Below are 20,151 nucleotides of genomic sequence, written 5' to 3'. Positions count from 1 at the left end.
GCCGTAATGCCAGAGTTTGCGTACTCCGATCTGCTCCCGCTGGGAGAGGACACCACCCCGTACCGGCTGGTGACCGCCGAGGGTGTCTCCACCTTCGAGGCCGACGGGCGCACGTTCCTCAAGGTCGAGCCGGAGGCGCTGCGCAAGCTCGCCGCCGAGGCGATCCACGACATCCAGCACTACCTGCGCCCCGCGCACCTGGCGCAGCTGCGGCGCATCGTGGACGACCCGGAGGCGTCCGGCAACGACAAGTTCGTCGCCCTCGACCTCCTGAAGAACGCGAACATCGCGGCCGCGGGCGTGCTCCCCATGTGCCAGGACACCGGCACCGCGATCGTCATGGGCAAGCGCGGCCAGAACGTCCTCACCGAGGGCGGTGACGAGGAGGCGCTGTCGCGCGGCATCTACGACGCGTACACGAAGCTGAACCTCCGCTACTCGCAGATGGCCCCGCTCACCATGTGGGAGGAGAAGAACACCGGCTCCAACCTCCCCGCGCAGATCGAGCTGTACGCGACCGACGGCGGCGCCTACAAGTTCCTCTTCATGGCGAAGGGCGGCGGAAGCGCCAATAAGTCGTTCCTGTACCAGGAGACGAAGGCCGTCCTGAACGAGTCCTCCATGATGAAGTTCCTGGAGGAGAAGATCCGCTCGCTCGGCACGGCGGCCTGCCCGCCGTACCACCTGGCGATCGTCGTCGGCGGCACGTCCGCCGAGTTCGCCCTGAAGACCGCGAAGTACGCCTCCGCGCACTACCTGGACGAGCTGCCCTCCGAGGGCTCCGCGCTCGGCCACGGCTTCCGGGACGAGGAGCTGGAGAAGAAGGTCTTCGAGCTGACGCAGAAGATCGGGATCGGCGCGCAGTTCGGCGGCAAGTACTTCTGCCACGACGTGCGCGTGGTGCGGCTGCCGCGGCACGGCGCCTCGCTGCCCGTCGCGATCGCCGTGTCCTGCTCGGCGGACCGCCAGGCCACCGCGAAGATCACCGCCGAGGGCGTCTTCCTGGAGCAGCTGGAGACGGACCCGGCGCGGTTCCTGCCGGAGACCGAGGACGCGCACCTGGAGGAGTCCGGCGCCGTCGTCGAGATCGACCTCAACCAGCCCATGGACGACATCCTCGCCGAGCTCACCAAGCACCCGGTGAAGACCCGGCTCTCTCTCACCGGCCCCCTCGTCGTGGCCCGCGACATCGCGCACGCCAAGATCAAGGAGCGCCTGGACGCGGGCGAGGAGATGCCGCAGTACCTGAAGGACCACCCGGTGTACTACGCGGGCCCGGCCAAGACGCCGGAGGGCTACGCGTCCGGTTCCTTCGGGCCGACGACGGCCGGGCGCATGGACTCGTACGTGGAGCAGTTCCAGGCGGCCGGCGGCTCCAAGGTGATGCTCGCCAAGGGCAACCGGAGCAAGCAGGTCACCGACGCGTGCGACGCGCACGGCGGCTTCTACCTGGGCTCGATCGGGGGTCCGGCGGCGCGGCTCGCGCAGGACTGCATCAAGAAGGTCGAGGTCGTCGAGTACGAGGAGCTCGGCATGGAGGCGGTCTGGAAGATCGAGGTCGAGGACTTCCCGGCGTTCATCGTCGTCGACGACAAGGGCAACGACTTCTTCCAGAACCCGGCCCCGGAGCCGACGTTCACGCACATTCCGGTACGGGGGCCGGGGCTGGCGTAGCACCCGCCCCGCCGGGGCCGACACACACATGGATCACCCTCCGCAGCCTTCCGATTGCGGAGGGTGATCTTGTGTCTGAGGGTGGTCCCATGTCCCGTAAGCACGCCCTGACCGCCGCCCTCAGCGTCGCCGTGTGCGGCGCGCTCGCCCTCGTGCCCGTCGCGGCCGCCGCACCGAAGGACCCGACGCCGCCGCCGGTGTCCACGCCCGGCGCGACCCCGCCGAGCCTGCCGCCGCTGCCCTCGCTGCCCTCGCCCACCCCGCAGCCGTGGGGCTGGCCGAACGCCGCGACGCCCACGCCCGCGGCCACTCCCACGCCCACGCCCACGCCGACCAAGACCGGCTCGCCGCTCACCATCCAGGAAGACCCGCGCCGGGACCGCGAGCGGCTCGCGCAGAGCTGGCGGACCATCGGCAAGTTCGGCGGCGCCACCGGCTCGACCGCGGACCTCGCGGGCATGGCTCTGGGCGGCGAGAAGGACCCGAAGAAGCTCGACGAGGGCGTGGCCGAGGCCAACAGGGGGCTCGACAACCTGCTCGCGATCATGCCGGGCGGCTCGCTGAACCGGGCCAAGGAGCGCGGCTTCGACATCAGGTCGACCATCGAACTGCTCAAGCAGGACAACCGCGCCTTCAAGGACGCCGGGGTCCGGGGTGACGTGGTGGCGATCATGACGCAGGCCGCCTTCACCATGTTCCACCTGGCGCTGCTCGCCTTCGACATCTTCTTCGGGCTCGGACTGAGCTTCGCCCAGGCGTTCCTGCCCTTCCCGCTGCCCGACTTCAAGCTTCCCGACCTGAGCAAGCAGGCCACCCAGACGCCCACGCCCACGCCCACGTCATCGGCCACGCCCTCCAAGCCATGACGGGCAAGCGGAACTGGCCGCGCCTCCTGGCACGGGCGAACCTCGTTCTGCTCGCCCTGTCCGTCGCGGCCACCGCCGTCTTCGCGGTGCGCTACTTCGGCGCGGACGGCGCCCCGGCCGGGCACACCCAGCGCTCCGGCTGGGCGCCGCTGCTCGCGAGCGTCGTCCTGCTGGTGCTGTTCCTCACCGCGGCGCTCCTGAAGCCGTTCGGCCAGGCCGGGCTCTCCGGGAAGCGGTACGCGCTCATGTCCGGGGTCGCGACGGTGCTCTTCGCGCTCGGCATCGGCGCGGTCTGGCAGATCGTCAGCCACGACCGCGTCACCGACACCATCGTCGGGAAGCCGCTCATGAACGACCGGGACAGCAGGGCGTATCTGAAGAAGACCTTCCCCACGGCGAAGCTGCGGCTCGTGCCCACCGGGGTCTTCATCCAGGGCGCGAAGTTCACCGACCCGCAGGAGGTCGAGGTCAGCGGGTACGTCTGGCAGCGCTATCCGAAGGACTATCCCGAGAAGGACATGGGGGTCGTCTTCCCGGAGGCGCCCGACGGCTACAGCCTCGACGAGGCGTACGACACCACGAACACCGACGGGCAGCGGCTCAAGGGCTGGCACTTCAACCTGACGCTGCGCCAGCGCTTCAACTACCAGAAGTACCCGCTGGACAAGCAGAACATCTGGCTCCGGCTGTGGACCAACGCCGCCTTCACCAATGACGTGCTGGTGCCGGACTTCGCCTCGTACCCGCCCTGGAAGTACGGGGAGATCGGCCTCGACCAGGACATCGTGACCAGCGGCTGGTCGCCGTACTACACCGCCTGGAGCTACGGGCAGCACAACTACACGATGACGCAGGGCGTGACGGACTGGGACAAGCCCTTCGTGTCGGCGCCCGAGCTGTACTTCAACATCGGGATGGAGCGGAAGTGGGCCGGGCCGCTGACGGGCAAGCTGCTGCAGTCCTTCTTCATCGCCGCGATCATGTTCCTGGCGCTCTTCGTCTACACCAAGGACGACACCAAGAACCCGCGCTTCGGCTTCTCCACCTGGACCGCGATCTCCTTCGCCGTCTCGCTGCTGCTCGTCGTGGTGGTGGACCAGACGCAGATCCGGGAGATCGCGGGCGACACGTCCCTGACGTATCTGGAGTACTTCGCGATCGCCCAGTACATCGTGATCATGGGCATCTTCGCCAACGCGATCCTGATCGGCTCCGACACCGACTTCCGCGCCCTGGAGTGGAAGGACAACCTGCTCCCGACGCTGCTGTACTGGCCGGTCCTGATCGGGCTCTTCTTCGCGTTCACGCTCTTCGTGTTCGCGAGCTAGGGCCTGTCCGGCGGATCCTGCCGGTGCGGCGGGGTCAGCGCAACTGGCCCGCCCGCCGGTGCAGTTCGCGTGCCGTGCCGTCGAACATCGCGCCCCAGGCCACGTCCTCGAAGCCGGGCTCCGTGGGGCGCGCGCTGGTGACGCCGACCTGGACGTCCTTGCCGTCGCCGGTGCGCGCGTACCAGGGGCCGCCGCTCGCGCCGTTGGTCATCCGGCAGGGCTTGAGCTGCTCGCCGCCCACAAGCCGGCCGTCCAGCACGGGTGTTGTGGGTCCGGAGCAGTACTGCAGGGTCTCGCCGTCGTACGGCTTCACGAAGGGATAGCCGAGCGCGGTCTTCTCGCCGGGCACGGGGGCGAAGACGGCCTCGCGGGCGCCGGTCACGTTCTGCACGGCGCGGCCCTTCTCGTCGGGCCCGAGCGTGACGAAGGCGAAGTCGGCCTTGTGCTCCTCGCGCTCGCGCCAGGCGTCGTCGACGCCGACGCCCTTGGCCACGTAACTCCCGTACGGCTTGGCGCCCTTGTCGTACGCGGGCACGAACAGCAGCTTCTTCATCGCGCCGCCCGCCGCCTTGAGGTGCACGCAGTGCCCGGCGGTGGCGATGACGCCGCGGTTGTCCGCGTCCACGACGGCGGCCGTGCAGGTGGCCTTCTTGCCGTCGGGGAGCTCCATGAAGAGGCGGCCGACGTTGCGCACGGAGTCGGTGCCGTACGTCCACGAGACGCCGTCGGGAGGGGTGTCCGGTGGGGCCTCGGAGGAAGCGGCGACCGCCTCCTCCATGGCCGCGGGGGTCCAGTACGCGCGTATCTCGTCGTCCTGGGCGGCGGCGTGCGCGCCCGCCGGGGTGAGCGCGGCCGCCGCGGTGAGTGCCGCCGCGGCCACGGAGAGTGCTGAGATCATGCTTCGAACGTAAGGCTTAGCCGAAGCGCTGGCTCGCCGAACCGTTGCACTTCTGGAGTCCAGCGGCTCCTTGGACGCGGAGAGCCCCAGGCAGAGGCCGGTGTCGGCGGCCGGGCGCAGGGCCCCCGATTGGCGTACGGACTGCTGGTTGGCGCCGCCCCGTGGCAGGTGTCGCCCGCCGTCTCCCACGGCTTCTACTGGCCAGTAGGGGCGGACGGGAATATCCAGAAATAGACAAGAGCTCAACTTTCCAACGGGGTTGAACGGAGAGGTAGGTTCGGAGCATGGCCAGCGGCGAGAGTGACAAGGACCAGGACGCGTCCGGGGACGCGTACCGGATCGAGCACGACTCCATGGGCGAGGTGCGGGTCCCCGCACACGCCAAGTGGCGGGCGCAGACCCAGCGCGCGGTGGAGAACTTCCCCGTCTCGGGGCAGCGCATCGAGCGCGCCCACATCGCGGCGCTCGCACAGATCAAGGGGGCCGCGGCGAAGGTGAACGCGGCCCTCGGGGTGCTCGACAAGGACGTCGCCGAAGCCATCGCGGACGCGGCCGCCGAGGTCGCCGAGGGCCGCTGGGACGAGCACTTCCCGGTCGACGTCTTCCAGACCGGCTCGGGCACCTCGTCCAACATGAACACCAACGAGGTCCTCGCCACCCTCGCCACCGAGCGGCTCGGCCACGACGTGCACCCCAACGACCATGTGAACGCCTCGCAGTCGTCCAACGACGTCTTCCCGTCCTCGATCCACATCGCGGCGACGGGCGCGGTCCTGAACGACCTGATCCCGGCCCTCGACCACCTGGCGGCGGCCCTGGAGCGCAAGTCGGCCGAGTTCGCGGACGTGGTCAAGTCCGGCCGCACGCACCTGATGGACGCGACCCCGGTCACCCTCGGCCAGGAGTTCGGCGGCTACGCGGCGCAGGTCCGCCACGGGGTCGAGCGGCTGCGCGCCTCGCTCCCCCGCCTGGCCGAACTCCCCCTGGGCGGCACGGCGGTCGGCACCGGCATCAACACGCCGCCCGGGTTCTCCGCCGCCGTCATCGCCGAGGTCGCGCGGGCCACCGGGCTGCCGCTGACCGAGGCCCGCGACCACTTCGAGGCGCAGGGCGCGCGGGACGGGATCGTGGAGACCTCGGGCCAGCTGCGGACCATCGCGGTGAGCCTGACGAAGATCGCCAACGATCTGCGCTGGATGGCGTCAGGACCGCGCACCGGTCTCGCCGAGATCACCCTGCCCGACCTCCAGCCCGGCTCGTCGATCATGCCGGGCAAGGTGAACCCGGTCATCCCGGAGGCGGTCCTCATGGTCGCCGCACAGGTCACCGGCAACGACGCGACGGTGGCGACCGCAGGGGCCGCGGGCAACTTCGAGCTGAACGTGATGCTCCCGGTCATCGCGAAGAACGTCCTGGAGTCCGTCCGGCTGCTCGCCAACGTCTCCCGGCTGCTCGCCGACCGCACGGTCGACGGGATCACCGCGAACCGCGAGCGGGCCCGCGAGTACGCGGAGTCCTCGCCGTCCGTCGTCACGCCCCTGAACAAGTACATCGGGTACGAGGCGGCGGCCAAGGTCGCCAAGCAGTCCCTGGCCGAGCGGAAGACGATCCGGGAGGTCGTGCTCGAGTCCGGCTACGTGGACCGCGGCGAGCTGACGCTGGAGCAACTGGACACCGCGCTCGACGTGTTGGGGATGACCCGTCCGTAGGAGCCCGCGCGGGGCGGCCAGCGGGTGCCGGGCCCACGGGTGGCGGGCGCCGGGCCCACGGGTGGCGGGCGCCGGGCCCAAGGTTGGCGGGCCTTCAACCCCTTCAACTGAACGGTCGGCACGCACACCGCCCGCGCCACCTAATATCTGTGCATGACAGACCACGACGGGACGACGACGAGAAGCAGACCGGGGGCCGGGCCCGGCGCCGAGCGGTGGGCTCCTGGGAGTCACATTCTGTGGCGGTACCGGGAGAACGCGGGATCCCGGTTCCACATCTGTCGTCCCGTCACCGTCGTGCAGGACACCGAGGAGCAGCTCGCCGTCTGGATGGCCCCGGGCACCGAGTGCGTGAAGCCGGTCATCCTGAACGGGGACGTCGGCACCCCCGTCCACCACGAGCCGCTCGCCACCCGCTACACCAAGCCCCGCTCGGTCAGCCGCGGCCACTGGTTCGGCTCCGGCGTCCTGAAGCTCGCCCGGCCCGGTGAGCCGTGGTCGGTGTGGCTGTTCTGGGAGCCGGGCTGGCGGTTCAAGAACTGGTACGTGAACTTGGAGGAGCCGCTGGTGCGGTGGTCCGGCGGCGTCGACTCCGAGGACCACTTCCTGGACATCTCCGTGCACCCGGACCGCAGTTGGCACTGGCGGGACGAGGACGAGTTCGCGCAGGCCCAGCGGGCCGGGCTGATGGACCCGGCGACGGCCCGGCACGTGCGCGCGGCCGGGCGGGCCGCGGTTGACGTGATCCGGTCCTGGGGGCCGCCGTTCTCACAGAACTGGCAGCAGTGGCGCCCCGACCCCGCCTGGTCGGTGCCGGTACTGCCGGATGATTGGGACCGTACGCCCGCGCACGTGTCGTCATGAGACCCTTGATGCGCCCCCACGGGGGAAACGTAGGATCGTCCTCCGCAAGAGCGCACTGGAGCACCAACCGGCGGCGAGCGCACGGTGCTTGACTGACAGTCATCGAGGGGTGGCGGGAACGTGAGCGAGGTGCACGAGCCGTACGTCGGCCGCGGGAGGCCGGGGCGTACGGGACAGGCCGAAGGCGTCGGCGCCGACGGCCTCCAGCATGACGAGCCGTTCCCGGGACACACGATCCGGGTATCCGGTTACCTGCGGGCTCCGGCGACCGCCCCGCACCCCCCGTGCAACGCTTGATCGGCGCGCGCGGCGCGCAGCCCCGGACGGACGGATTCTGAACGCGTGACGGAGCAAGCCACCCCCCACGAGGGCCACACGGCGAAAGCCGGCCGGCCGACCGCCCCCGCGGACCCCCGCGGGGCGATGCTGCGCGCCCCGGACGCCACCCCGCCCACGTCCGGTGCCGCCGCCTTACCGCCACAGGGCCGCGCGGGCGAACAGGCCGGCGACGGCGCGGCCACGTCGCACGGCACGGCGCACGGCGCCGAGCACACCCGACCGGAGGCCCACCCGTCTCCCACCGCCGCCCTCAACCGAGGGCCCTACGGGCCCGCCCCGGACCATTCCGAGGGCGTGCCCACACAGCCAGGACCCGAACAGGCCAGGCCCTCGGGCGCCCCGGGCTCCCCGGACGGCCAGGAGCGGCGCACCGGCGAGCCGCGGCCCCCGGGCCCCGCGGCCATGCGCCGCGACGGCGACCGGCTGCGCTTCGTGGGCGCCGCCACCCGGCGCATCGCCCGCGGCATAGACCTGGACGAGATCGTGATGGGCCTGTGCCGGGCCACCGTGCCGACGTTCTCGGACGCGATCCTCGTCTATCTGCGCGACCCGCTGCCCGTCGGCGACGAGCGGCCCGTGGGCCCGCTGGTCCTTCGGCTGCGCCGCACCGACCGGCTCCGCATGATCGAGGAGGGCGCCGAGGAGCAGGACACCGAAGGCAGCCGCCTGCCCGCGCTGCCCGTGCAGGCGGACATCGTCGCGGGCGCCGAGCTGTGCGAGGTCCACCTCGGCGGGGCGCTCGCCGAGGTGCTGCGCGGGGTGCGCCCGGTCTTCGCGGACTCCGCGGCGGCCCGCGCCGCCCTGACCGAACTCCTCGGCGAGGGACGGACCGTGCCGGGTGCGCGCCGGGCCATCCTGGCGCCGCTGCGCGGCCGGCGGCGGGTGATCGGCGCCGCCGTGTTCCTGCGCCGCCCGGACCGGCACGCGTTCGAGGGCGACGACCTGCTGGTCGCCGCCCAGCTCGCCACGCACAGCGCCCTCGGCATCGACAAGGCCGTCCTGTACGGGCGCGAGGCGTACATCGCCGACGAGCTGCAGCGCACCATGCTCCCCGAGACGCTGCCCCGGCCCACCGGCGTGCGGCTCGCCTCGCGCTACCTCCCGGCCGCCGAGACCGCTCGCGTGGGCGGTGACTGGTACGACGCGATTCCCTTGCCCGGCAGCCGAGTTGCCCTCGTCGTGGGCGATGTCATGGGCCACTCCATGACCTCGGCGGCGATCATGGGCCAGCTGCGCACGACCGCACAGACCCTCGCCGGGCTCGACCTGCCCCCGCAGGAGGTCCTGCACCACCTGGACGAGCAGGCCCAGCGGCTCGGCTCCGACCGCATGGCCACCTGTCTGTACGCGGTCTACGACCCGGTCTCGCACCGCATCACCATCGCGAACGCGGGCCATCCGCCGCCGGTGCTCCTGCACTTGGGCGGTCGCGCGGAGGTGCTGCGGGTGCCGCCGGGCGCCCCCATCGGCGTGGGCGGAGTGGACTTCGAGGCCGTCGAGCTGGACGCGCCCGCCGGGGCCACCCTGCTCCTGTACACCGACGGGCTGGTCGAGTCGCGCCTGCGGGACGTGTGGACCGGCATAGAGCAGCTGCGTGAACGTCTCGCCGCCACGGCCCAGTTGACGGGTCCGGACCACCCGCCGCCCCTGGAGGCCCTCTGCGACGAGGTGCTCGACATGCTCGGACCGGGCGACCGGGACGACGACATCGCGCTCCTCGCCGCCCGCTTCGACGGGATCGCGCCCAGCGACGTCGCGTACTGGTTCCTGGAACCGGAGGAGACCACGCCCTCACGCGCCCGCCGCCTGGCCCGCAGCGCCCTGGAGCGCTGGGACCTGCAGGAGCTGTCGGACTCGGTGGAGCTGCTCGTCAGCGAGGTCGTGACCAACGCCGTGCGGTACGCGTCGCGGCCCATCACGCTGCGGCTGCTCCGCACCGACGTGCTGCGCTGCGAGGTCGGCGACGACGTCGGCCAGCTCCCCCGGCTGCGGCAGGCTCGCGCCACGGACGAGGGCGGACGCGGGCTGTACCTGGTCAACAAGCTGGCGCGGCGGTGGGGCGCGACGCGCCTGAGCAACGGAAAGGTGGTCTGGTTCGAGCTCAACCGGAGCTGAGCCGGACCCGACCACCTTCCCGCGCGTTCCCGTCCCGCGCCCGGGCGCCCTAGTTCTTGCCCGGCCCCCGGCGCGGATCGTCCGGCGGGTCCGGGATCCACGTCTGGGTCGGGTCGTCGGTCGGCGGCTCCGTCGTCGGGTCCTGCGTCGGCGGCTGCGTGGTCGGGGTCTGCGTCGGCGGCTTCGTCGTCGGCGTCTCGGTCGGCTTCGTCGGCGTCTCGGTCGGCTTCTGGGTCGGCTTCGTCGGCTCGGTCGTCGGGGTCTGCGGGGCCTGCGTCGTCGGCTCGGTGGTGGGCGCGATGGCGGCGCCCATGTCCGTGTCCAGGTCGAACTCGCTGGGCGAGCCCATCGCGTCGAAGGTGTACGCCGCCCAGATCTCCGCCGGGAAGCTGCCGCCGTCGACGCGGGGCAGACCGCCGGCGCCCTTCATGGACACCTGCTGGCCCTGCTTGTACGTGCCGTCGCCCTTGGGCGCCTCACCGAAGAGGCCGACCGAGGTGACGAGCTTCGGCGTGTAGCCGGTGAACCAGGCCGACTTGTTGTCGTCCGAGGTACCGGTCTTGCCCGCGACGTCCTGCTCGTCGTCGCGCACCGCGTGGCCGGTTCCGTCGTCGACCACGCCGGTGAGGACCGAGGTGATCGAGTCGGCGACACCGCGCTTGACGACCTGCTCGCCGATCGGGTCCGGCAGGTCGATCTGGCGGTCCTTGTGCTCGACCGACTTCACGATCGACGGGGTGACCTTCTTGCCGTGGTTGTCGAGCGTCGCGTACACGCCCGCCATCTCCAGCGGGCTCGCACCCATCGAACCGAGGGTCTGGGCGGGCACGGCCTGCAGCCCCTCGACGTCCATGCCGAGCTTGCCCGCGGTCTCCATGACCTTGTCCATGCCGACGTCGACGCCCATCTGCGCGAAGACGGAGTTGATGGACTTGTTCATCGCCTTCTGGACGTTGACCTGGCCGTAGCTGCGGCCGTCCTCGTTGGGCGGCGCGAAGCCGACCTTCTTGCCGTCCTTGACGACGGGGCGCTTGCTGGTGCCGTCGTAGATGGTGTTCGCCGTGATCGGGTTGCCGGACTGGGTCGTCGAGCCGTTCTCCAGGGCGGCCGCGAGGATCAGCGGCTTGAAGGTGGAGGCGGCCTGGTAGTCGCGGCGGGTGGCGTTGTTCGTGTAGTGCCCGATGTAGTTGCGGCCGCCGTACATCGCGAGGACCTTGCCGGTCTTCGGGTCGACGGACGCGGCGCCCGCCTGCACCCGGGCGTCGGCCTTGTTCTTCTTGGGGTCGAGCTTGGCGTTGAGCTTCTTGTTGACGGCCTTCTCGAGCTGCTGCTGCTTCTTCTTGTCGATGCTGAGCGTGATCGTGTAGCCGCCGGCCTCGAACTGCTTCTCCGAGAGGTTGCCGGCCTTCATGACCTCACGCTTGGCCTGCTCGATGAGGTATCCGGTCTGGCCCTTGACCCCGCTCGGCGGCTTGGGCGTGTGCGGCGTCGGGAACTTCATGCCCGCGCGCTTGCCGGAGTCCAGCCAGCCCTCCTCGACCATGTTGTCGAGCACGTAGTTCCAGCGGGCCTTGGCGAGCCGCTTGCCGGTGTCGGAGGCGAGCGCCCAGTCGTACTGGTTCGGGGCCTGGAGGAGGGCGGCGAGATAGGCGCCCTGCTGCACGTTCAGCTTCTCGGCGTCCTTGTTGTAGTACGCCTGGGCAGCGGCCTGGATGCCGTAGGCGCCGCGGCCGTAGTAGCTGGTGTTGATGTAACCGGCGAGGATGTCGTCCTTGTTCTTCTCGCGGTCCACCTTCAGCGAGATGACCAGTTCCTTGAGCTTGCGGGTGACCGTCTGGTCCTGGTCGAGGTAGTAGTTCTTCACGTACTGCTGGGTGATGGTCGAGCCGCCCTGCTTGCCCTTGCCGGTCACCGTGTTGAGGACGCCGCGGGCGGTGCCCTTGAAGTCGACGCCCTGGTCCTTGTAGAACGACTTGTTCTCGGCGGCGACGAAGGTCCGCTGGACGTCCTTCGGGACCTTGTCCAGGTCGACGACCTCGCGGTTGATGTCGCCGGTGCGGGCTATGACCTCGCCGTTGCTGTACTTGTAGACGTTGCTCTGCTTGCGGGCCGCGGCGTTGCCCTCCGGTATGTCGATGACCAGGTAGAGCACGACGAAGCTGAGCATGCCGAGCAGGATCACGCCGAAGAAGGCGCCGAGGATCTTCTTCCAGGTGAAGAAGCGGCGTATGCCGGTCTTCTTGGGCTTGGCGGCCCGCTTCCGGGCGCCCTCGCTCCGGCTCGCCGTCGCGGTCCCGGTGCCGCTCTTGCTGTCGGGCGCGGCCGTGCCGCTGCCGCTCGTGCCCGCCCCACCGCCGGACGAGCGCCCCCGCGCTGCCCGGCGCGCGCCGCGCTGCCGCGCTTGTCGGTCTTCCGCTCGGCCCATGACTGTGAGTGCTCCGCTTCCGTGTCGTCCTGGTGCTTCTGGTGCTCCTGGCAAGTCAGCTCATGAAGCTAACACCGCACCTTGGGGCAAAGGTCTGCCGATCCGGTCTTTTCCGGACGTGACAATCAGCACCTGTCCCACCGGAACCGGTACTCATCCCCTATGAAACCGACGATCCCAGGGCCCGGAAGGTTGCCCCCACCCCGGAACCTGTGAGCTCTACACCCGGGGTATACACCGCACGTATACACACCATGTACAGTGCTCCTCATGTCCATCGGTCACACTCTCCTCGGCCTGCTCGAGTCCGGGCCCCGCCACGGCTATGACCTCAAGCGCGCCTTCGACGACAAGTTCGGCCACGACAAGCCGCTGCACTACGGGCAGGTCTACTCGACCATGTCCCGCCTCCTGAAGAACGGCCTGGTCGAGGTCGACGGCGTGGAGGCCGGCGGCGGACCGGAGCGGAAGCGGTACGCGATCACCGAGGCGGGGATCACCGACGTACAGCGCTGGCTCGCGACGCCGGAGAAGCCCGAGCCGTACCTCCAGTCCACCCTCTACACCAAGGTGGTCCTCGCCCTCCTCACCGAGCGCGACGCGACCGCGATACTCGACACCCAGCGCGCCGAGCACCTCCGGCTCATGCGGATCCTCACCGACCGCAAGCGCAAGGGCGACCTCGCCGACCAGCTGATCTGCGACCACGCCCTCTTCCATCTCGAAGCCGACCTGCGCTGGCTGGAGCTCACCTCCGCGCGCCTCGGCAAGCTCGCCCAGGAGGTTCGCTCCGCATGACCCCCGCAGGTTCCCTCCTGGCCGCCACCGGCCTGCGCAAGGCGTACGGTCCGACGACCGCGCTCGACGGCGCCGAATTCTCCATCCACCCGGGCGAGGTCGTCGCCGTCATGGGCCCCTCGGGCTCCGGCAAGTCGACGCTGCTGCACTGCCTCGCCGGGATCGTCCGGCCGGACGAGGGCTCGATCACGTACAACGGCCGTGAGCTCGCCGGGCTCCCGGACGCCCAGCTCAGCGCCCTGCGCCGCAGCGAGTTCGGCTTCGTCTTCCAATTCGGCCAGCTGGTGCCGGAGTTGACCTGCGTGGAGAACGTGGCGCTGCCGCTGCGGCTCAACGGCGCGAAGCGCAAGGACGCCGAGCGGACCGCGCTGACCTGGATGGAGCGCCTCGAGGTCGACGACGTGAGCGGCAAGCGGCCCGGTGAGGTCTCCGGCGGCCAGGGCCAGCGCGTGGCGGTCGCCCGCGCGCTCGCCACGAGCCCGCGCGTGCTCTTCGCCGACGAGCCGACCGGCGCCCTCGACTCCCTCAACGGCGAGCGCGTGATGGAGCTCCTCACCGACGCCGCCCGCTCCACCAACGCGGCCGTGGTCCTCGTCACGCACGAGACCCGCGTCGCCGCCTACTCGGACCGCGAGATCGTCGTGCGCGACGGCAAGTCCCGTGACATGGAGCGACTCGTATGAGCGCCACCCGTACGCGCCCCGCGGCGCCGCCGGTGATCGAGGACACCGCCCCGAAGGGCGTCCGCGCCTGGGGCCGCGACCTGCTCATGGGCATGCGCTTCGCGGTCGGCGGCGGCCGCGAGGGCTGGATCCGCACCATCCTCACCGCGGTCGGCGTCGGCCTCGGCGTGGCCCTGCTGCTCGGCGCGGCCTCCGTTCCGGACCTGCTGCAGCACCGGAACGCCCGCGCCGACGCCCGCCAGGCCGCCGACGTCTTCAGCGGCAAGAAGGTCGACCGCTCCGACTCCACGGTCCTGCTGATCGACGCGAACACCGACTACCGCGACTCCACGATCAACGGCCGCCTGCTCCAGGCGGAAGGCGGCCACCCGGTCCTGCCGCCCGGCGTGGGCAAGCTGCCCGCGCCCGGCGAGATGGTGGTCTCGCCCGCCCTGCGCGACCTGCTGAACAGCTCCGACGGCAAGCTCCTCAAGGAGCGCTTCGACCGCTACCGCATCACCGGCACCATCGGCGACGCGGGCCTCATCGGCCCCAAGGAGCTCTACTACTACGCCGGTTCCGACGCCCTCCGGATCGGCGAGGGCGCCCACCGCACCGCGGACTTCGGCTCCCACGTCGACGGTGAACCGCTCGACCCGCTCCTCGTCGTCCTGGTCGTGATGATCTGCGTGGTGCTGCTCACCCCGGTCATGATCTTCATCGGCACGGCCGTGCGGTTCGGCGGCGAGCGCCGCGACCGGCGCCTGGCCGCGCTGCGCCTGGTCGGCGCCGACGCCCGCGGAGTGCGCCGGATCGCCGCGGGCGAGGCCCTCTTCGGCTCGCTCCTCGGCCTCGTCGCGGGCGCCGGGTTCTTCGTCCTGATCCGGCAGTTGGTCGGCGTCATCGACATGGAGCGGATCAACGCGTTCCCGTCCGACGTGACGCCGGTGCCCGCCCTTGCCGCCCTGATCGTGGTCGCCGTGCCGGTCACCGCCGTCGTGGTCACGCTGATCTCGCTGCGCGCGGTCAGCATCGAACCGCTCGGCGTCTTCCGGCACTCGGCGCCCCGCAAGCGCCGCCTGTGGTGGCGGCTCGCGCTGCCCGTCATCGGCATCGCGGTGCTGCTCTCCACGGACCGGGTGAACGCGGCCACGTACGACGTGAACGTCTTCACCATCGCGGGCGGCGCGACGCTCACCCTGATCGGCTTCGCCACGCTCCTGCCGTGGCTGGTCGAGGCGGTCGTGTCCCGGCTGCGCGGCGGCCCGGTCCCCTGGCAACTGGCCACCCGCAGGCTCCAGTTGAACAGCGGCAACGCGGCCCGCGCGATCAGCGGGATCACGGTCGCGGTGGCGGGCGCGATCGCCCTGCAGATGCTCTTCGCGTCCATGCACGACGACTTCAACAAGGTCACCGACGCGAACCCGCGCCGCGCCCAGATCAACGTCAACTCGCAGCAGGCCAGCGGCGAGCTCGCCCAGCGCATGATCGACGAGTTCCGCGCCACGAAGGGCGTCAAGAGCGTCATCGGCCGCGTCGAGTCGTACGTCGTCAAGCCGGGCCCGCTGAAGAACCCGAAGGACGACATCCGGCCCACCACCGAACTCTCGGTCGGCAGCTGCGCCACCCTGCGCGAGATCGCCCACGTGAAGTCCTGCAAGGACGGCGACACGTTCATCGTGCGCGGCGGCGACCACGAGCAGGACGAGTGGATGGAGCAGACCGCGCGCCCCGGCAAGGAGATCGACCTCAACAGCGACAGCTGGGGCGACTACGCGGGCAAGGGGCACGGCAAGCACGAGCCGTGGACGCTGCCGAAGTCGACGAGCACCATCACCTCGCGGCCCGACCCGGCGGGCGACCGCTACGACGGCATCTACGCGACGCCCGGCGCCATCGACGTGCAGCGCATGGTCGGGGCCTCCACCCATGCGCTGGTCCAGGTCGACCAGTCGATGCCGGACGCGGAGGAGTACGTGCGCAACACGGCGGCCCGCGTCGACCCGATGGCCTCGGTCTACACCATCAAGATGATCGAGCGCGACAAGCAGTACGCGACGGTCCATCGGGGCCTGCAGATCGGCGCCATGGCCACCATGGTCCTGATCGCCTCGTCCATGCTGGTCTCGATGATCGAGCAACTGCGCGAGCGCAAGCGGCTGTTGGCGGTCCTCACCGCCTTCGGCACCAGGCGCGGCTCGATGGCGCTCTCGCTCCTGTGGCAGACGGCGATCCCGGTGGCGCTGGGCCTGGCCGTCGCGGTCGGGGGCGGCCTGGCGCTCGGCCAGGTCATGGTCCGCATGATCCAGAAGACGGCCACCGACTGGTGGGTCTTCCTGCCCCTGATGGGCGCGGGCGCCGCGATGGTCGCGGTGGTGACGCTGCTGAGCCTGCCACCGCTGTGGCGCATGATGCGCCCGGACGGCCTGCGCACGGAGTAACTCCCGCTGCCGTACGGCCCGTTGCCGGTACGAGGTCAGCCGGTCACGCGATCAGATCACTCGGTCACGCGATCACACGACCCGTACCGGCAACGGCCGTACGGCCTCCCGCAGGGCCCCCGCCAGCTCCTCGTACTCCGCCGCCCGCGCGGCCCCGGTCCGCATCGCGAGCGCGATCCGCCGGGTGGGCGCGGGCTCGGCGAAGAACCCGGTGAGCAGCTGACTGCTCCGGCTGGTCTCCACGCGTACGGCGGTCCGCGGCAGCAGCGTCACCCCGAGCCCGCCGGCCACGAGCTGCACCAGCGTGGAGAGCCCGGCGGCGGTGGTGGTGACCGGCGCATCGGCGCGCCCCGCCTCCCGGCAGATGTCCAGGGCCTGGTCGCGCAGGCAGTGCCCCTCGTCGAGCAGCAGCAGATGGAGCTCCTTCAGCGCGTCCCGAGGAATGCCCTCCCGCCCTCCGAGCCAGTGGTCGAGGGGCGTGACGAGCACGAAGTCCTCGTCGAACAGCGGCAGTTCGGTGATCCCGGGCACCCCCAGCGGCACGGCGAGCAGCAACAGGTCGAGCCGCCCGGCGGACAGGCCCTCCAGCAGCGACGACGTCTGCTCCTCATGCACCTGAAGGTCCAGGTCCGGGTACTTCTCGTGCGCGAGGGTGAGCACGGTGGGCAGCAGATAGGGCGCGACGGTCGGGATGACCCCGAGCCGCAGCACCCCCGTGAAGGGCGCCCGCACGGCATCGGCCTCTTCGAGGAGCGCGCCCACCTCGTCGAGCACGACCTTCGCCCGTACGGCGAGCCGCTCCCCCGCGGGCGAGAGCAGCACCTTGCGCGTGGTGCGCTCGAGCAGCGTCACCCCGAGCACGTCCTCCAGGGCGGAGACGGCACCCGAGAGCGCGGGCTGACTCATCCCGATCGCGGCGGCGGCGTCCCGGAAGTGCAGATGCTCGGCGACGGCGGAGAAGGCACGCAGCTGGGCCAGACTCGGCTGCCGCCCGCTCCTCTTACTGGTCACCACTGATAACAACCTCCGATCAACTCTCACCACTCTAGCTATTTCCGCAATCAATGCACTCTGTGCCACCATCGGTTTCCGTCCAACCCACTGGAAAGCGCCCAAAAGGCACCTTTCCGCCTCGCAAGTTCGCAAGGAGAGCGCGTGCTCACTGTCGGTGACAAGTTCCCCGAGTTCGACCTGACTGCCTGTGTCTCGCTGGAGAAGGGCTCGGAGTTCGAGCAGATCAACCACAAGACCTACGAGGGCAAGTGGAAGATCGTCTTCGCGTGGCCCAAGGACTTCACCTTCGTGTGCCCGACCGAGATCGCGGCCTTCGGCAAGCTGAACGACGAGTTCGCCGACCGTGACGCCCAGGTCCTCGGCTTCTCCGGCGACTCCGAGTTCGTGCACCACGCCTGGCGCAAGGACCACCCGGACCTCACCGACCTGCCCTTCCCGATGCTGGCCGACTCGAAGCACGAGCTCATGCGTGACCTCGGCATCGAGGGCGAGGACGGCTTCGCGCAGCGCGCCGTCTTCATCGTCGACCAGAACAACGAGATCCAGTTCACGATGGTGACCGCCGGCTCCGTCGGCCGTAACCCCAAGGAGGTCCTCCGGGTCCTCGACGCTCTCCAGACGGACGAGCTGTGCCCGTGCAACTGGAGCAAGGGCGACGAGACCCTGGACCCGGTCGCGCTCCTCTCGGGCGAGTGACGGGGCTCAGGTAACTGACATGGCTCTCGACGAACTGAAGTCCGCCATACCGGACTACGCGAAGGACCTGAAGCTCAACCTGGGCTCGGTCATCGGCAACAGCGAGCTTCCGCAGCAGCAGCTGTGGGGCACGGTGCTGGCGTGCGCGATCGCGTCGCGCTCGCCGCGGGTGCTGCGCGAGCTGGAGCCCGAGGCGAAGGCGAACCTCTCCCCCGAGGCGTACACGGCCGCGAAGTCGGCCGCCGCCATCATGGCGATGAACAACGTCTTCTACCGCACGCGCCACCTGCTCTCCGACCCGGAGTACGGGACGATGCGGGCGGGCCTGCGGATGAACGTCATCGGCAACCCGGGCGTGGAGAAGGTCGACTTCGAGCTCTGGTCCCTCGCCGTCTCGGCGATCAACGGCTGCGGCCAGTGCCTGGACTCGCACGAGCAGGTGCTCCGCAAGGCGGGCGTGGACCGCGAGACGATCCAGGAGGCCGTGAAGATCGCGTCGGTCCTCCAGGCGGTCGGCGCGACGCTGGACGCGGAGTCGGTCCTGGCGTAACGCGCCGCTTGGCTACGCACGTTGGCCCACCCGGAACCTCCCGGGTGGGCCGACTGCGTTTCGTCTCCCCCGACCCCGCCCGTTCCCGAATCCGCCGACTCCGCCGGCCCTGGGTGGGCCTGTATCGCCGGAGGGGCTATCTCTAGCCCGTCCGGAGGCGAGGGCTCAGCCCCCACTCCCCGCACCCGAAGACGCAGACGAAGACGCCGTCGGCTCCACCGGCGCGACCTCCACCGCCGTGGCCCCCCGCGGCTGCGGCGCCTGCTTCAGCGCCGCCTCCCGCGCATACGCCCGCAAGTACCCGACCACCGTGTTCGTCACGGCGACCAACGGCACCGCGACAACAGCCCCGCCGATCCCGGCGACCAGCCCACCCGCCGCCACCGAGAGCACCACGGCCAGCGGATGCACCCGCACGGCCCGCCCCAGGATGAACGGCTGCAGGATGTGCCCCTCGATCTGCTGCACCGCGAGCACGACCACCAGCGTCATGACGCCCACGAACACGCCCTGCGTGACCAGCGCGACGACGACGGCCAACGCCCCGGAGATGACCGCGCCCACCAGCGGGATGAACGCGAACAGGAAGATGAAGACGGCCAGCGGCACGGCCATCGGGACGCCGAGGAAGTAGATCCCGAGCCCGATGAAGATGGCGTCGATCAGGGCCACTATCACCGTGCCCCGCACATACGCGGTCAGCGTCCGCCACGCCCGCGGCCCCGCCCCCGCGATCCCGGGCCGCGCCGCCGCCGGCACCAGCTTCAGGACCCACTGCCAGATCCGCTTCCCGTCGTACAGCAGGAAGAGGGTCGAGAACATCGTGAGCAGAATGCCCGTCATCGTCTCGACAATGACCGTCACGCCCTCCAGACCGGCCGACGTGATCTCGTCCGTGTTCGCGCCGATCGCCTCGCGCAGCGACTTCGCGATCTCGTTGATCTGGTCTTCCGTCACATGGAAGGGGCTGTTGAGGAGCCACTTGCGCAGATCGTCGATGCCGCTCTGGACCTGGTCGGAGAGCGTGTCGATGTTCTCCATGACCTGCCACACCACGAACCAGCCGACCAGGCCCATCACCACGAAGCCGAGGATCGCGGTGACGGCGGTGGCGAGGCCGCGGGGCAGACCGAGGTTCTTCAGGCGCGCGACCGTCGGCTGGAGCATCGCGGTGATGAGGAGCGCCGCGACGAAGGCGAGCACCACCAGCTGCACGGCGCTGATGACCTTCATCAGCACCCACACGGTGCCCGCGAGGACGAGCAGCCGCCACCCGGCCTCGGCCGCGACCCGCATCCCCCACGGCACGGCCGCGACGGGGTCGGGCCTGGCCGCTATGGCGGGCGCGTACTGGGGCGGCGCGGGCACCTGCCCGTCGAAGCCCGCCTCGTCGGAGGCGGAGGCAGAGGGAGAAGCAGCGCCGGAGGGAGAAGCAGCGCCGGAGGGAGAAGCAGCGCCGGAGGGAGAAGCAGCGCCGGAGGCGGAGGTGGTGGAAGCGGAGGGGCGGTGCGAGTCGGTCGGGGCCGAGCCGTCGGCCCGGTGGGCGGACTTGCCGTCGGGTGAGGCATCGGCCTCCACCTCGGCCTCCGCCTCGCCCAACCGCTCTCCCATCCGGGTCAGGCCCGCGCCGATCCGGCCGAGCCACCCTGGAATTCGCGACATGATCCGTCCTCTACCCCCGTCTGTCCCCACTGCTCCCCCCTGGCGCTCCTGAACCGTACACGGACGAGGCCCCTCACCGAAGGACGGTGAGGGGCCTCGAAAGGTTGAGC

16 protein-coding genes are annotated in these 20,151 nt (G+C 70.6%); 11 read left to right on the top strand and 5 right to left on the bottom strand.

Annotated features, from left to right (window positions below; genetic code table 11):
* Positions 1-6 precede the first annotated feature (6 nt).
* From ACQB60_RS34105 to ACQB60_RS34095, 3 genes are all read left to right on the top strand, one after another.
* On the top strand, positions 7-1,674 hold the full coding sequence (locus tag ACQB60_RS34105) for a fumarate hydratase (protein WP_496929980.1): 1,668 nt from the start codon (positions 7-9) through the stop codon (positions 1,672-1,674).
* An 89-nt stretch (positions 1,675-1,763) separates the two neighbouring features.
* Positions 1,764-2,540 (top strand): hypothetical protein, encoded by a 777-nt coding sequence (locus ACQB60_RS34100; RefSeq protein ID WP_496929979.1) that lies wholly within the window; start codon positions 1,764-1,766, stop codon positions 2,538-2,540.
* The gene (locus ACQB60_RS34095) at positions 2,537-3,868 is read left to right on the top strand and encodes a hypothetical protein (RefSeq protein ID WP_496929978.1); all 1,332 of its coding nucleotides are present in this window, start codon (positions 2,537-2,539) and stop codon (positions 3,866-3,868) included. Before ACQB60_RS34100 ends, ACQB60_RS34095 begins: the two co-directional genes overlap by 4 nt.
* A 34-nt stretch (positions 3,869-3,902) precedes the next feature.
* Here the strand turns inward: ACQB60_RS34095 and ACQB60_RS34090 are convergent, their stop codons facing one another.
* Positions 3,903-4,766 (bottom strand): trypsin-like serine peptidase, encoded by an 864-nt coding sequence (locus tag ACQB60_RS34090; protein ID WP_496929977.1) that lies wholly within the window; start codon positions 4,764-4,766, stop codon positions 3,903-3,905.
* A 284-nt stretch (positions 4,767-5,050) separates the two neighbouring features.
* On the opposite strand from ACQB60_RS34090, the gene ACQB60_RS34085 reads away from it, so the two are divergent.
* Positions 5,051-6,475: a class II fumarate hydratase gene (locus ACQB60_RS34085; protein ID WP_496929976.1), complete on the top strand. Its 1,425-nt coding sequence runs from the start codon at positions 5,051-5,053 to the stop codon at positions 6,473-6,475.
* Between the two features lie 153 nt (positions 6,476-6,628).
* Positions 6,629-7,339: a cytidylyl-2-hydroxypropylphosphonate hydrolase gene (gene fomD, locus ACQB60_RS34080; protein WP_496929975.1), complete on the top strand. Its 711-nt coding sequence runs from the start codon at positions 6,629-6,631 to the stop codon at positions 7,337-7,339.
* Positions 7,340-7,438: 99 nt separating this feature from the next.
* Here the strand turns inward: fomD and ACQB60_RS34075 are convergent, their stop codons facing one another.
* Positions 7,439-7,570 carry a hypothetical protein gene (locus tag ACQB60_RS34075; protein ID WP_384848512.1) on the bottom strand — a complete coding sequence of 44 codons (132 nt, stop codon included), beginning with the start codon at positions 7,568-7,570 and terminating at the stop codon, positions 7,439-7,441.
* 111 nt (positions 7,571-7,681) lie between these two features.
* Between ACQB60_RS34075 and ACQB60_RS34070 the strand changes: the two genes are divergently transcribed.
* A complete protein-coding gene (locus tag ACQB60_RS34070) occupies positions 7,682-9,793 on the top strand; it encodes a SpoIIE family protein phosphatase (protein ID WP_496929974.1) in 2,112 nt (703 codons plus the stop codon).
* 49 nt (positions 9,794-9,842) lie between these two features.
* Here ACQB60_RS34070 and ACQB60_RS34065 read toward each other — a convergent pair whose 3' ends face one another.
* The gene (locus ACQB60_RS34065) at positions 9,843-12,218 is read right to left on the bottom strand and encodes a transglycosylase domain-containing protein (protein ID WP_496929973.1); all 2,376 of its coding nucleotides are present in this window, start codon (positions 12,216-12,218) and stop codon (positions 9,843-9,845) included.
* Positions 12,219-12,488: 270 nt separating this feature from the next.
* Between ACQB60_RS34065 and ACQB60_RS34060 the strand changes: the two genes are divergently transcribed.
* Genes ACQB60_RS34060 through ACQB60_RS34050 form a run of 3 tightly spaced genes read left to right on the top strand, consistent with a single transcriptional unit; the run spans position 12,489 to position 16,119 of the window.
* A complete protein-coding gene (locus tag ACQB60_RS34060; protein ID WP_384848503.1) occupies positions 12,489-13,016 on the top strand; it encodes a PadR family transcriptional regulator in 528 nt (175 codons plus the stop codon).
* Entirely contained in the window at positions 13,013-13,699 is a 687-nt protein-coding gene (locus tag ACQB60_RS34055; RefSeq protein WP_496929972.1) for an ABC transporter ATP-binding protein, read from the top strand. The genes ACQB60_RS34060 and ACQB60_RS34055 overlap by 4 nt, the downstream gene beginning before the upstream one ends.
* Positions 13,696-16,119: an FtsX-like permease family protein gene (locus ACQB60_RS34050; protein ID WP_496929971.1), complete on the top strand. Its 2,424-nt coding sequence runs from the start codon at positions 13,696-13,698 to the stop codon at positions 16,117-16,119. The genes ACQB60_RS34055 and ACQB60_RS34050 overlap by 4 nt, the downstream gene beginning before the upstream one ends.
* 72 nt (positions 16,120-16,191) lie before the next feature.
* Here ACQB60_RS34050 and ACQB60_RS34045 read toward each other — a convergent pair whose 3' ends face one another.
* Entirely contained in the window at positions 16,192-17,130 is a 939-nt protein-coding gene (locus ACQB60_RS34045) for a LysR substrate-binding domain-containing protein (RefSeq protein ID WP_496929970.1), read from the bottom strand.
* Positions 17,131-17,274: 144 nt separating this feature from the next.
* Here ACQB60_RS34045 and ACQB60_RS34040 point away from each other — a divergent pair, with 144 nt between their 5' ends.
* Together ACQB60_RS34040 and ACQB60_RS34035 are read left to right on the top strand one after the other, a co-directional pair.
* Complete coding sequence (locus tag ACQB60_RS34040) at positions 17,275-17,829, top strand: redoxin domain-containing protein (RefSeq protein WP_164300746.1); 555 nt, start codon at positions 17,275-17,277, stop codon at positions 17,827-17,829.
* Between the two features lie 19 nt (positions 17,830-17,848).
* Entirely contained in the window at positions 17,849-18,379 is a 531-nt protein-coding gene (locus ACQB60_RS34035; protein WP_496929969.1) for an alkyl hydroperoxide reductase, read from the top strand.
* A 165-nt stretch (positions 18,380-18,544) separates the two neighbouring features.
* On the opposite strand, the gene ACQB60_RS34030 is transcribed toward ACQB60_RS34035, so the two are convergent.
* Positions 18,545-20,041, bottom strand: coding sequence for an AI-2E family transporter (locus ACQB60_RS34030; RefSeq protein ID WP_496929968.1), 1,497 nt, complete (start codon positions 20,039-20,041; stop codon positions 18,545-18,547).
* Positions 20,042-20,151 lie beyond the last annotated feature (110 nt).

It is taken from the genome of Streptomyces odontotermitis (assembly GCF_050510915.1).
GTDB lineage: Bacteria > Actinomycetota > Actinomycetes > Streptomycetales > Streptomycetaceae > Streptomyces.
Note: the sequence above shows the minus strand (reverse complement) of the source record. Positions and strands in the feature narration are given on the sequence as shown.